This window comes from Caulobacter sp. GW821-FHT10A06, from assembly GCF_059415805.1.
Map to the genome: position 1 here is coordinate 524835 of NZ_JBWKNY010000002.1, position 12227 is coordinate 537061.

10 protein-coding genes are annotated in these 12227 nt (G+C 68.2%); 6 read left to right on the top strand and 4 right to left on the bottom strand.

The window, feature by feature from the left end; genetic code table 11:
- Positions 1 to 42 precede the first annotated feature (42 nt).
- The 4 genes from AC07NF_RS06260 to AC07NF_RS06275 are packed head-to-tail and all read left to right on the top strand — an operon-like array spanning position 43 to position 4138.
- Entirely contained in the window at positions 43 to 681 is a 639-nt protein-coding gene (locus AC07NF_RS06260; protein ID WP_494628091.1) for a sulfotransferase family 2 domain-containing protein, read from the top strand.
- Entirely contained in the window at positions 678 to 1298 is a 621-nt protein-coding gene (locus tag AC07NF_RS06265; RefSeq protein ID WP_494628089.1) for an aspartyl/asparaginyl beta-hydroxylase domain-containing protein, read from the top strand. The genes AC07NF_RS06260 and AC07NF_RS06265 overlap by 4 nt, the downstream gene beginning before the upstream one ends.
- Positions 1295 to 3196, top strand: a complete 1902-nt coding sequence (locus AC07NF_RS06270) for a tetratricopeptide repeat-containing sulfotransferase family protein (RefSeq protein WP_494628087.1) — start codon at positions 1295 to 1297, stop codon at positions 3194 to 3196. Before AC07NF_RS06265 ends, AC07NF_RS06270 begins: the two co-directional genes overlap by 4 nt.
- Before the next feature lie 3 nt (positions 3197 to 3199).
- The gene (locus AC07NF_RS06275) at positions 3200 to 4138 is read left to right on the top strand and encodes an aspartyl/asparaginyl beta-hydroxylase domain-containing protein (protein WP_494628085.1); all 939 of its coding nucleotides are present in this window, start codon (positions 3200 to 3202) and stop codon (positions 4136 to 4138) included.
- Between the two features lie 17 nt (positions 4139 to 4155).
- Here AC07NF_RS06275 and AC07NF_RS06280 read toward each other — a convergent pair whose 3' ends face one another.
- Positions 4156 to 5349 (bottom strand): LptF/LptG family permease, encoded by a 1194-nt coding sequence (locus tag AC07NF_RS06280; protein ID WP_494628083.1) that lies wholly within the window; start codon positions 5347 to 5349, stop codon positions 4156 to 4158.
- A 16-nt stretch (positions 5350 to 5365) separates the two neighbouring features.
- Positions 5366 to 6607, bottom strand: coding sequence for a glycosyltransferase family 4 protein (locus tag AC07NF_RS06285; RefSeq protein ID WP_494628081.1), 1242 nt, complete (start codon positions 6605 to 6607; stop codon positions 5366 to 5368).
- 170 nt (positions 6608 to 6777) lie between these two features.
- Here AC07NF_RS06285 and AC07NF_RS06290 point away from each other — a divergent pair, with 170 nt between their 5' ends.
- Together AC07NF_RS06290 and AC07NF_RS06295 are read left to right on the top strand one after the other, a co-directional pair.
- Positions 6778 to 7995: a glycosyltransferase family 4 protein gene (locus AC07NF_RS06290; RefSeq protein WP_494628079.1), complete on the top strand. Its 1218-nt coding sequence runs from the start codon at positions 6778 to 6780 to the stop codon at positions 7993 to 7995.
- Positions 7992 to 8945 (top strand): hypothetical protein, encoded by a 954-nt coding sequence (locus AC07NF_RS06295; protein ID WP_494628077.1) that lies wholly within the window; start codon positions 7992 to 7994, stop codon positions 8943 to 8945. Before AC07NF_RS06290 ends, AC07NF_RS06295 begins: the two co-directional genes overlap by 4 nt.
- 88 nt (positions 8946 to 9033) lie before the next feature.
- Here the strand turns inward: AC07NF_RS06295 and AC07NF_RS06300 are convergent, their stop codons facing one another.
- Together AC07NF_RS06300 and AC07NF_RS06305 are read right to left on the bottom strand one after the other, a co-directional pair.
- Positions 9034 to 9897, bottom strand: coding sequence for a tyrosine-protein phosphatase (locus AC07NF_RS06300; RefSeq protein ID WP_494628075.1), 864 nt, complete (start codon positions 9895 to 9897; stop codon positions 9034 to 9036).
- A 17-nt stretch (positions 9898 to 9914) separates the two neighbouring features.
- Positions 9915 to 12185 carry a TonB-dependent receptor gene (locus AC07NF_RS06305; protein WP_494628073.1) on the bottom strand — a complete coding sequence of 757 codons (2271 nt, stop codon included), beginning with the start codon at positions 12183 to 12185 and terminating at the stop codon, positions 9915 to 9917.
- Positions 12186 to 12227: the final 42 nt, after the last annotated feature.

A 12227-nucleotide genomic window follows, 5' to 3' on the forward strand; every position in this document is an offset into this window, starting at 1 on the left:
TTCCTTTAAGGAGGCGGGCGTCTTTCCCGTGTTTCCGAACCCATGATCGTTTCCCACAAACACCGTTTCATCTTCGCCGCCGTGCCCAAGACCGGCACCCACGCCGTGCGCCAGGCCCTGCGCGAGCACCTGAGCGACGACGACGTCGAGCAGGTCGGGTTGTTCGTCAACAAGCGCTTCCCCTGGGAGGATCTGGCGGCGATCCAGCATGGGCACCTGTCTCTGCGCCAGGTGCGGCCCTATCTCGGCGAGGAGGCGTTCGGCGGCTATTTCAAGTTCGCCTTCGTGCGTAATCCGTTCGATCGTTTCGTCTCGTACTGCGCCTTCATGCTGCGCGGCGGCGACGTGTTCGAGCGGCAGCCGCGGGATGCGATGCGTCACTTCCTGTTCGCCGCGCCGCCGGAACAGCACATCCTGTTCCAGCCGCAGGCCTCGCTGCTGGTGGACGAGGATGGCCAGAACTTGCTGACCGACGTGGTCGGCCGCGTCGAGGATATGCAGGGGTCGTATGACGCGATCTGCGCGCGCCTGGGCATTGCCTCGCGCCCGCTGGACCGCGTCAACGGCACCCGGCGCGGCGACTATCGCGACTACTACGACCAGGCCCTGATTGACGGCGTCGCCGCGCGCTACGCCCAGGACCTGGAGCTGTTCGGCTACGCCTTCGAGGGACCGCGATGAGCGCTACCCCGGCCGCCAATCCGCGCAAGACCACGACCGTGCGCCCACTGGGATCGGTCGACATCGGCGCGTTGCGGGCGGCTGTGCTGGCGATCCCCGAGGTGGTCTGGGAAGCCGAGAACGCCGGCAAGCCCAACAAGTTCGAAGCACTGGACGCCACGCGTCACATCGTCTTCCGCTTCATCGACGGCCCGCGCGACTGGCGCGCCTCGCACGACCGTCCGGCCTGGGCGCAGTGGCGCGGACTGCTGGAGCCGGTGCTGGCGCAGGCTGTCGGCAGCTACGGCTATGCGTGCGGGATCTTTCCCCGGGTGATGCTGGCCAGGATGCCGGCGGGCGGGGTGATCCATCCGCATGTCGACGCCAATCCGGCGGCCAAGTGGCCGCACAAGATCCACGTGCCGCTGACGACCAATCCCGGCGTGGTGTCCTTCTTTGGCGGGGCCGAGCACTGCTTCCCGGCTGGCGAGGCGGTGGAGGTCAACAACCTGGGTCCGCACTGGGTGCGCAATGACGGCGACACCGATCGCATCCACTTGATCTTCGAATACTACGACGCCGACCAGCCGGACCCGGACTGGCTGGCGCCATTCCTGTTGGCGAGCGCGGCGCGATGAGCGAGCGCGACGCCTTGCTGCGGGAAGCCCAGGACCTGCGCGCCCGCCAGCGTCTGCCGGACGCCCTGACCACGCTGGCGCGGCTGGAGGCGCTGCATCCCCGGTTCAGCCGGCTGCACCAAGAGCGCGGCCACTGCCAGATCCTGTTGCGCGACGGGCCGGCAGCCATCGCGGCCCTGCACGAGGCCGTGCGCCTGAATCCGACCCTGCCCGCCAGCTGGGACATGCTGGAGCAGCTCTATCGGATGGCCGGCGATTCCGGTCAGGCGGCCGCGGCGGCGCGGCAACTGGCGATCCTGCAGCAGTTGCCGCCGGCGATCGTGGCGGCCAACAGCCTGCTGGCCGACGGTGACCTGGAGCCGGCTGAGGACGTGCTACGCGACTATCTGGACCAGGACCCGCTCAATGTCGGCGCCTTGCGTCTGCTCGCGCGGATTCGGCTGGAGCGCGGTGATCTGGAGGAGGCCGAGGCGGTGCTGGCGGCTGTGGTCGAACGCGCCCCGGACTATTATCCCGCCCGCTTCGACTACGCCATGGTGCTGCTGCAAGGGCAGAAACCGCTGGCGGCCCGGCGGGAGGCCGAGCGCCTGCTCGAACAAGATCCGGACAACCGCGACTACCTCAAGCAGTACGGCGCGGCCTGTGTCGCCCTGGGCGACCACGAGCCGGTGATCGACCTCTATGCGCGGCTGCTGGACGGTTTGTCGCCGACCGGGCCGGAGGTCGCCGATCTGCGGCTGTGGCGCGCCAACGCCCTGAAGGTCACGGGCCGGCAGGCCGAGGCGATCGCCGACTATAGCGCCTCGCTGGCGGCGCGACCGGACAACGGTGTGGCCTGGTTCAGCCTGGCCAATCTCAAGACCTATCGGTTCACCGACGACGAGGTCACGCGGATGCGCGCCCTGGAGGCTCGCAACGATTTGCAGGACATGGACCGCGTCTATCTGGGCTTCGCCCTGGGCAAGGCGCTGGAGGACCGGGGCGAGTACGACGCCTCATGGCGATCCTACGCCCGAGGCAATGCGGTGCGGCGGGATCTGGGCCGCTGGCGTCCCGAGATCGCCGAGGCCTGCGTGTCTCGGTTGAAGTCGGCGTTCACCGCCGAGGTCTTCGCCGAGCGCGCCGGCTGGGGCGTGGATGATCCAGCGCCGATCTTCGTGCTGGGCCTGCCACGCTCGGGCTCGACCCTGATTGAGCAGATCCTGGCCTCCCATTCGCAGGTCGAAGGGACGCAGGAGCTGACCGAGATCGGCCGCTACGTCGGCGAGCTGTGCGGCCATGATCCAGATTGCGGCCTGCCCGTGGAACCCAAGGCGCTGTTGGCCCTCACGGCCGGGCAGGCGAGGGCGCTGGGCCAGCGTTTCCTGGCCGAGACGCAGGTCCATCGCCGCCTAGGGCGGCCATTCTTTATCGACAAGATGCCCAACAATTTCTGGCACATCGGGCTGATCCATCTGATCCTGCCGCGCGCCACGATCATTGACGTGCGACGCGAGCCGATGGCCTGCGGCTTTTCCAATCTCAAGCAGCTGTTCGGCACGACCAATCAGGAATTCACCTATGGCGCGGGTGACGTTGCTCGCTACTACCGCGCTTATCTCGACCTTATGCGCCACTGGGAAGCGGTGCTGCCGGGCAGGGTGCTACGGGTGCAGTACGAAGACTTGGTCGAGGATTTGGACGGCGGCGTGCGGTGCATGCTGGCCCATGCCGGCCTGTCGTTCGAGCCGGCCTGCCTGACTTTCCACCAGACCCGGCGCAGTGTGCGCACGCCCAGCTCCGAACAGGTGCGCCAGCCCCTGGGCCGCGAGGGCCTGACCCAGTGGATGCGATATGCGCCCTGGCTGGAGGATCTGCGGAACATGCTGGGCGACGCTGTCACTGGCTACAGGACCTGACCGATGCGTCTGTCGCGCCCCTTCTTTCAATTGCCCGTGCTATTCGACGTGTCTCGCCTGCAGGCCGAGGTCTCGGCCTTGCCGGACGAAGCCTGGGTCGCCCATCCGGACCAACTTCCGGGCAACAGCGCGGCGCGCCTGATCAGCGCCGGCGGGGCCGAGACCGACGCCGTCCACGGCCAGATGCTGCCGACGCCGTGGCTCGAGGCCATGCCTTATCTGCGACAGGTCCTGGCGGGCTTCGGCGTGGTGTGGAGTCGTTCGCGGCTGATGCGCCTGGCGCCTGGCGCGGGCGTGCCTGAGCATGCCGACATCAACTATCACTGGCACACGCGGGTGCGGCTGCACATTCCGGTCTTTACCCAGCCGGAAGTGCGCTTCCGCTGTGACGGCGACGTCGTGCACATGGCCGCCGGCGAGGCCTGGATCTTCGACAACTGGCGTCGCCATCACGTCGAGAACAAGGCCAGCCGAGCCCGCATCCATCTTGTCGCCGACACCACCGGCACGGCGTCGTTCTGGCGGTTCGCCAGCGGCCCGACACCGCCTCGCGAGCAGTGGCGGACGGTCGGCTGGGAGGTGGGCGGCGACCACCGGCTACTGACCGAGAACGATCAGCGCTCTCCGGTCATGCCCGCCGCCGAGGTGCAGTGGCTGGTCGACGACCTACGCGCGGAGCTGACGGTCGCCGCCGACACCGCTGAGGCCAAGGCGCGCGCCGCGCGGTTCAGCCTGCTGCTGGAGAGCTTCGTGTTCGACTGGCGTCAACTGTGCGCCTTGCACGGCGTCAGCGGGCAGGGGCGGCCGGAATTCCTGCGGCTAGCGGGGGCCGTGCGCGCCGCGGCGACGCCGCTGGCCGAAGGCCTGGTCATGCGCACCAACGCCGTCAGCGCGCTGCTGGTGCTGGAAAAGCGGGTGTTGCAGCATCTGGTCGCGGAGTAGACGCAGGCGTTCCGTGACTAGGCGACGCGCCGGCGTGGCCGCAGAGCTTGGGCGATGGCGGCGAAGAGCTCGGCGATGTGTTCGCTGACCCAGCTGACGGGGTTTTCGCCGGGGCGCTTGCGGCTGGCGACCCAGATGGCGACGCAGGCGATCGCGAAGACGGCGGCCGGCAGGCCGATCGTCAGGGCCGCTGGAAGACCTGTGCTAGACGCCATGGCGTGGCCCAGGATCATCGAGGTCTCGAACAGGAACAGCAGGACGCCGCCGGCCGCCATCGCCGAGCTGGATCCGGCCCGCTTGGCGCTGAGACCGAAGGGCACGGCCAGCAGCGGCAACAGGGGCAGGATCAGCGCGCGCGACGAGCGGCTGTAGAACTCGGCCAGAAGGGTCTGTCGGGGCAGGGCGGGCTGGGCCTTGCCGAAGCCCCGTTGCGCCAGCTCGATCAGCGTCAGTTCGCTGACCTCGTCGCCACGCACGCGAAACAACTTCTGCGACAGCGATAGCGGCAGATCGAAGGACACGCGCGAGAAGTTGGCGACATAGACGCGGGCGTCGCGTGTGGTGCTGATCTGCCGGCCGTCGTGCAGTTCCAGTGTGACGGTGGGATCGCCGGGCGCCTTGTGGACGATGGCCGAGACCGCCGTCACGACGTCCTCGCGCCCGTCGGCCTCGACCGTACGGATGAAGATGCGTTCCAGACGACGTCCGCTGGCGTCGGCATAGTCGGCGGTCAGGAAGACGGGACCCGTGGAGAGCAGGGCCTTGGGGCGCACGTCGCCGTTCCATCCGGCCTTCTCCGCGGCGTGCAGCACGGCGTGGTAGGCGTATCGGCTGTAGGGCTGGATGAAGCCGAACAGCAGCACGCTGAACATCATCAGTACCAGGCCAAGGCCGACGAACGGGGTGGCGAAACGGCCCAGCGAGATGCCGGCGGCCAGGATGGCGTCGATCTCGGAGCTCTTGTTGAGGCCGTTCACGACCACGAACAGGCCGATGAAGAAGCCCCCCGGCAGGGTCAGGCCCACATAGTGCGGGACCAGGTTGACCAGCAGTTCGGTCAGGAACCGGAAGCCTTCCGTCGTCTGGGACAGTAGCTGGAATGAGCGCATGAGGCGCTCCATCAGGAACGCCACCATCGTGCTGATCAGCACCGCGCCCATCGGCGTCAGGGTGCGCTTCAGCAGGTATCGGTCGAGGATCGTCGGAAACATGGGGATACGCGGAATCTCAGAGCGCCGGCGCGCCGGCGACCTGCGGGACGCCGCGCCGGTGTTCCAGGACCCGAGGCGACGGTGCGGTCGCCCGCGCGCTCAAGGCCTCGGCATAGACCTCCACGACCTCGTCCAGGATCGTTGTCCAGCGATAGGCGGCGCTGCGCTCCAGCGCCTTGGCGCTCAGATCTCGGCGTGTGTCGGGCTGAAGGATGAGCTCGGACAAAGCGTCGGCATAGGCGTGCGGCTGGTCGGCGCAGAGCCTGGCGTTGTAGCCATGCCGCAGCAGGGCGCGGGTGTTGGGCGCGTCGGCGCAGACCATGGCCAGACCGCTGGCCATGGCCTCAAGATTGACGTTGCCGAAGGTCTCGGTGGTGCTGGGATTGAGGAAGATGTCGCCGCTGGCCAGGGCCGTGGCCAGGGCCTCGCCGGACAGGAAGCCCGCAAACACGGCGTTCGATAGTCGTTCCTGGAACCAGGCGCGAGCCGGGCCGTCGCCGATCACCAGCACTTGCGGCGCGTGGCCCGCCGCCTCGAGCCGTCCGACGGTCTCGGTGAAGGCGGCTAGGCCCTTTTCCATGACGATCCGGCCCAGGAATACGATGACGGGACGGTCGGGCGCGAAGCCTTGGCTGGCCCGCCAGGTCTCGCAGCGCCGTCCGGGGTGGAACAGGTCGGGGTCGACGCCGCGCGCCCAGGTCCGCACGCGGGCGGCCAGGTTCTGGGCCCGCAGCTCGTCGCCGATGGCCTCGGTCGGGGCCATGACGTAGTCGCAGGCGCCGTAGAACTTCCAGAGCTGGCGGCGCACCAGAGACTGAAGGCAGCCCAGGCCGTAATAGTCGAGATAGGTGTCGAACAGCGTGTGCAGGCTGGCGACCACGGGGGTCTTCAGCTTGCGGCCGAGCCGCAGCGCCGCCGAGCCCAGAAGGTCGGGCGCCGATAGGTGGATGAGGTCTGGCTTGAAGGCCTCGACGTCGCGGCGCAGGAAGCCGGGCAGGCCCAGCGCCAGGCGGTAGTCGTTCCGGAAGGGGATCCTCACCGACGGCGCCGACACCAGCTCGCCCGCCGGTTCGAAGGCGGGGTTCGGCCCGGTTGGCGAATAGACCCGCACCTGGGCGCCGACCGTGCCCTCCAGGTGGCGGACCAGTCGGTTCAACGACTTGTTGGCCCCGTCCAGGGTGTAGTTGTAGTTCCCCGAGAACAGGGCGATCCGCAACGGACGCGCGCCATCGGCATGGGCCGAGATCCTGAAGTCCATGGCAGTTGTTCCCCCGTGCGCCTTAGTCCCCCGACCACGACGCACTCCCAAAGCCGCATGTAGGGCTGTTACAGCAGGTGTCGCCGTCGGTTTTATGAAGGCGACCTACGCATCACCGTCACGGTACTGATTTAGCGATGGCGTCGGGGTTCCTGGGGGAAACACGCCGGATGCGGATCGTCGACGTCGCCGAGTTCTATTCGCCCACTGGCGGGGGCGTGCGGACCTATATCGACCGCAAGTTCGAGGCCGCCGCCCAGCTGGGCCACGACCTGTTCGTCATCGCGCCAGGGCCGGAGGACAGGGTCGAGCCGCGCGGCTCGGGCGCGCTGATCCAGGTTCGCTGCCCGAGCCTGCCGTTCGACGCGAATTACCACATGTTTTGGGACGCGACGCCCGTGCATCGCTGGCTTGATTCGCTGGCGCCGGACCTGGTCGAGGCTTCCTCGCCCTGGCGTGGGGCCTGGATCGTCGCGAGCTGGCAGGCGCCCGTCCCGCGGGCCATGTTCATGCATGCCGACCCGGTGGCGATCTATCCGCAGCGATGGCTAGCCCCGGTCGCCAGTCCCGAACGGATCGACCAGCTGTTCGAGTGGTTCTGGAGCTATCTCCGCGGACTGACCGGACGCTTCTCCTCCGTCGTCGCCGGTGGGCTCTGGCTGGCCAAACGATTCGAGCAGCACGGCGTGGCCTCGGTGGCGGGTATTCCGCTGGGCGTCGACCGGAGCTCGTTCTCGCCCGCGCTGCGCGAAGAGCGCCTGCGATCCGAACTGCTCAAGGCTTGTGGTTGTCCCGACGACGCCAAGCTGGCCCTGGCCGTGGGGCGCTTCCATCCCGAAAAGCGCTGGCCGATGGTGATCGAGGCGGTGAGCCGGGCCAGCGCCGACGTGCCGATTGGCCTGGTCGTGGTCGGCGACGGCATCGACCGCGCCCGCGTCCTGCGCGCCGCCGCCGGCAAGCCCAACGTTCACCTGATCCCGCCGATCCGCGACCGGCCCCTGCTGGCCGCCCACCTGGCCAGCGCCGACGTCCTGGTGCACGGCTGCGATTCCGAGACCTTCGGCCTGCTGCCGGTAGAGGCCATGGCCAGCGGCCTACCTCTGGTGGGGCCGGATCGTGGAGGCTTCGCCGATCTCGCCAAACCCTCGAGCTCGGAGATCTATCGCTCTGGCGACGTCGAGGCGGCGGCGGGCGCCATCCGTCGCCTGTTCGCGCGCGATCAGAGCGCGCTAAAGGCCGCGGCGATCGAGGCGGCAGCCAGCGTGCGTCACGATACCGACCACTTCGCGGACCTGTTCGAGCACTATCAGGCGGTCGCGGCGCGGGCCTTACCTGTAGCCTCGCACTCGGCCTCGCATCCGCTTCTGGCTGTCGGCGCGGAAGCGTGACCGACGTGCCGCAACCTGACGCCGTGAAGGGCAGGGCCTCCGTCTGGTGGAACCTGCTGGGCGTCGCCGTGTCGTTGGGTCTGGTCGGCGCCGTCGTCTTGCAAATGGGCGACGCGACGTACGAGGTCCTGAAGACGATCGGCCAGCTGCCGCCCCTGGTCTGGCCGACCCTGGTGCTGCTCTACCTGGTTCAGCCGGTTTTCGACTACGCCATCTTCCGGCGGCTCTGGAATCTGCCCCTGGCCGGCGTCGAGGCGCTGCTGCGCAAGAACGTCATAAACGAGGTCGTCCTCGGCTATAGCGGCGAGGCGTTTCTCTATGTCTGGGCGCGGCGGGCGGCGGCGGCTGTGCCCGCGCCCTTTGCCGCCATCAAGGACGTCAACATTATCTCGGCGCTGCTGGGCAATCTGCTGACCCTGGTCCTGGCAGGCATCACCGCCACGCAGTTGCGCGACCTGGATTTCGGCCAGCGGCTAGGGCCGGCCCTGTGGTCAGGGCTCATTCCGGTGGCGATCTCGATCGGCGTTCTCATCTTTGGACGCCGGGTGTTTTCGCTGCGCAAGAGCGAGCTGGTCTATGTCGCCTTGGTCTGCGGTCTGCGCCTCGCCGCCTGGTCCGTGCTCACGATCCTGGTTTGCGCCATGGCGTTGCCAGGCGTCGAGCTCAGCCTGTGGGTCGTTCTCCTGGCCCTTCGCTCGTTAGTGTCGCGCCTTCCGTTGATCACCAACAAGGATCTGGTGTTCGGAAACCTGATGCTGCTGCTGCTAGGCGCGCATTCCGCCGTCGCCGTGCTGCTGGCGGCGTTGGCGGTCATGACGCTGGGGCTGCATCTGGCGGTCATCGTCGGTCTCGGCGCGCTCGATCTGGTTCGCGGTTTGCGGCGGGCGTCCGCGTCGCGGGGCGCTCCCTCTGGTCTCGCTGTCGACGGGGTGCGACCTCCTGGTTCATGAGGCTGCGACCTGCGGTCCTGACCTTCCTGAAGGCGCTCGAGGCGGCGGGGAGCGGGCGGGAACGTCAGTTCCGCGCCCGCTCTGGTCGTCACTTGGTCGTGTAGAGGCGACGCAGCGTCGCCAGCTTGGCGCGGTCCAGGCCCAGTTCGTCGCGGAGGTAGCCCTCGACCCCGCCGGCGTGGCCGTCGATGACCTTGAAGGTCGCTTCGATATAGCTGCGGTCGACGCCCATGAACGCTTGAAGCACCTCCGGCGGCAGCCGTCGCCAGGCCTGGGACGCGGCGTCGTCCTGGGCGAGACCCTTCTTTGGGTCGAAGTAGCGGTTGCTGAGCAGGTAGTCCTCGATCACCGTCTCGCGCGGCACATCGAGCGCGGTCAGGATCAGGGCCGCGGCGACGCCGGTGCGGTCCTTGCCAGCCGAGCAGTTGAACGCCAGGGGCGTGTCGCCGGCCAGCAGTTGCTCGAACATCCGGCGGTACTGGCTGTTGAAGCGCTCCAGCGTATGCGGATACTGCGCGGTCATGACCGCGCGGGCCTGCTCGCCGGTCCAGCTGCTGGCGGCCTTGAAGTCAAAGCCCATGGTGTCCATCCGGTAGTCGTCGGCCAGGACGCGAGGCGTCTGTCCGGCGGGCCAGCGGACCGGCGCGGCTTGGCGCTCCTCGGTGCTGCGGAAGTCGCAGACCGTGCGGATGCCCAGCTTGGCCAGGTACAGGAAGTCGGCGTCCGTCAGGCCGTTCATCGCGCCCGAGCGATAGAGCACGCCCCATTTGACGGTGCGCCCGTCGCGGGTGGGATAGCCGCCGAGATCCCGGAAGTTCTGTCCGCCTTGCAGGGGCAGCACACGGTTGTGCGCGACCTGGGCAGCGGTCGGCGTCTGGGCGTGGAGCGTCCCGGCGACCGGCGCCAGGAGGGCGAGCGCGCCGAACGCGCTGGCGAGGATGAGTTTACGCATCTTGTCCTCTCTGGATCTTAGAAGCGCAGCGTGGCGTCGAGGCCGAAGGTGCGCGGGTCGTTGAAGACGCCGTAGTCGCCAATGACAGCCCAGGCGGCGTGGCTCCTCACGAACAGGTGCTGCTCGTTGAGCAGGTTGCGCGCCCACAGGGCCAGCTCCAGCTTGCCGTCGCGCGACAGGTCCAGGCCCGCCAGCGCCAGGCGGCCGTTCACCAGGAACGAGCTGTCGGTCAGCGTCGCCTCGCCGGCCATCGAGCGGTAGCCGTCGGCGATATTGGCGTCGAGGTGCGCCTTCAGCATCGCCGCGCCGCCGCCGACCGGCAGGCTGTAGTCGATCGAGACGCTGCCGGCGTTCTTCGGCGTGTTGGTGACGTAGACGATCGTCGGGATGCCCTTGTTGAACGGGTTGGGCGCGGCCGGCAGCTTGGCCTCGGTATAGGCGTAGCTGGCCGAGAGAGTCAGGCCCGGCAGCGGCGCCAGCGAGCCGTCGATCTCGAAGCCCTTGATCGTGCCGCGACCCATGGCGTTGGTGGTCTCGACCGTGGTGCGGTTCGTGGCCGCTTGCGGGGCCAGGAAGTCGATCTGGATGTCGGTGTAGCGGGTCGAATAGGCCGCCAGGTTCAGACGGGCGCGCTTGTCCCAGAAGGTGGTCTTCAGACCGCCTTCGAAGGTCGAGACGTTTTCAGGGCCGTACGAGCGATAGGTCAGCGAGCGCGAATTGGCGCCGCCGGCGCGGTAGGCCGTGCCCCACTTGCCATAGACCTCGACGTCGCTGCTGGGATCGAAGGTCAGGATGACCTGCGGGTCGAAATGGCTCTTGGAGAAGTCGAAATTGTAGGCCGTGTTGGCGCCGTTGACCTTGTAGAGCTGGCCGCTCTTCTCGTCGTGGGTGTAGCGGCCGCCGGCCGTCAGGCGCAGCTTGTCGTCGAGGATCGGCGGGGTCCAGGTCGCCTGGCCGAAGGCGGCGTAGCTGTCGGCCGTGGCGGTGCTGGCGCGGTCGGGGAAGACGGTGGCCGCGCCGGCCGCGAAGGTCGGGATCGGCGTGGCGACGGTGCCGTCGGCATTCCACTTCATCGTGCTCGGGGTCCAGGCGTCGTCGTCGCCGGCCTCGTGGTAGTAGTACAGCCCGCCGACGTACTGCAGGCGAGCGGCGTCGCCGACGAACTGCAGTTCCTGGCTGAACTGGTGCTGGCGCATCGAGGCCAGGCTGTAGCGGCCGAAGTTGGCGTTCGGCACGAACGGGCCGGCGTGCGCGCCGATGCCGTTGTCGTACTGGTTCTGGCGCAGGTGACGCCAGGCGGTGATCGAGCGGATCTCGAGATCCTCGTTCGGGCGCCAGCTCATGTGCAGGCCATAGCCGTAGGTCTCGCCGACGCTGGGCTGTTCCGGCAGGCCGATGTCGGCGGTGTCAGCGCGCCCCGACTGGAGCTTGACCAGCGGCGCCAGCGCGGCCGAGGCGGGGTTCTTGCTGACCAGCTGGACGTAGTACGAGGTCGAGGCGTCGTAGCTGTAGTCGGCGTCGAGCTGGGCGCTGAAGTTGGCGTTCGGCTCCCACAGCGCGCCAATGTGCGCCCCGCGACGGTCGAACTGGTTGAAGTCGTCCGCGCCCTGGAAGGGGTTTTTCACCGTGCCGTCGCGCTTGGCGATCAGGCCGTCGAACTTGACGCTGACATTGTTGACGGCTGGCAGGTTCAGGTGCGTCTCGGTCGAGTAGCCGCCCAGATTGCGCACGCCGATCACCTGGCGCAGGTCGAAGTCGCCGGTCGGCTTGCGCGAGACGATGCTGACCGCGCCGCCCACCGAGTTGCGGCCGAACAGCGTGCCTTGCGGGCCTTTGAGCACTTCGACGCGCTCGATGTCCATCAGCGCCATGCCCAGGCCCTGGGCGCGGCCCAGATAGACGCCGTCGATGTACATGCCGATGCCGGCGTCGCGGCTGGGCTGGTTCGGGTCGCCGCCGGTGATGCCGCGCACGCCGATGCTGAGCGCCGAGTTGCGGGTGAAGGTCGGGGTGACACGCAGCGAGGGCACGGCGCCGTCCTTCAGGTCCAGCAGGCTCTCGACGTGACGGTTGGTCAGCGCCTGGGCGTCCATCACCGAAATGGCGATCGGCGTCTTCTGAACGTTTGTCTCACGCTTTTCGGCCGTGACGATGATCTCGCTCAGCTGCGCGTCCGCCGCCGCTGCCGGCGCGTCGGCCGCTTCGGCGTGCGCCGCCATCGGGAGGAACAGGCCGAGCGCGGCGCTCGCGAGCATTGCCGCCCGCAGTGTCGAAGTGGGTTGTTGCATGGTGGTCCCCTGACTTGGTCGACCGGCCATTTAGATCGTTTG

What these genes read in the sequence shown, in the direction of transcription:
- AC07NF_RS06260 (WP_494628091.1), top strand. Translation starts at nt 43, where the DNA reads ATGATCGTTTCCCACAAACACCGTTTCATCTTCGCCGCCGTGCCCAAG.
- AC07NF_RS06265 (WP_494628089.1), top strand. Translation starts at nt 678, where the DNA reads ATGAGCGCTACCCCGGCCGCCAATCCGCGCAAGACCACGACCGTGCGC.
- AC07NF_RS06270 (WP_494628087.1), top strand. Translation starts at nt 1,295, where the DNA reads ATGAGCGAGCGCGACGCCTTGCTGCGGGAAGCCCAGGACCTGCGCGCC.
- AC07NF_RS06275 (WP_494628085.1), top strand. Translation starts at nt 3,200, where the DNA reads ATGCGTCTGTCGCGCCCCTTCTTTCAATTGCCCGTGCTATTCGACGTG.
- AC07NF_RS06280 (WP_494628083.1), bottom strand. Translation starts at nt 5,349, where the DNA reads ATGTTTCCGACGATCCTCGACCGATACCTGCTGAAGCGCACCCTGACG.
- AC07NF_RS06285 (WP_494628081.1), bottom strand. Translation starts at nt 6,607, where the DNA reads ATGGACTTCAGGATCTCGGCCCATGCCGATGGCGCGCGTCCGTTGCGG.
- AC07NF_RS06290 (WP_494628079.1), top strand. Translation starts at nt 6,778, where the DNA reads ATGCGGATCGTCGACGTCGCCGAGTTCTATTCGCCCACTGGCGGGGGC.
- AC07NF_RS06300 (WP_494628075.1), bottom strand. Translation starts at nt 9,897, where the DNA reads ATGCGTAAACTCATCCTCGCCAGCGCGTTCGGCGCGCTCGCCCTCCTG.
- AC07NF_RS06305 (WP_494628073.1), bottom strand. Translation starts at nt 12,185, where the DNA reads ATGCAACAACCCACTTCGACACTGCGGGCGGCAATGCTCGCGAGCGCC.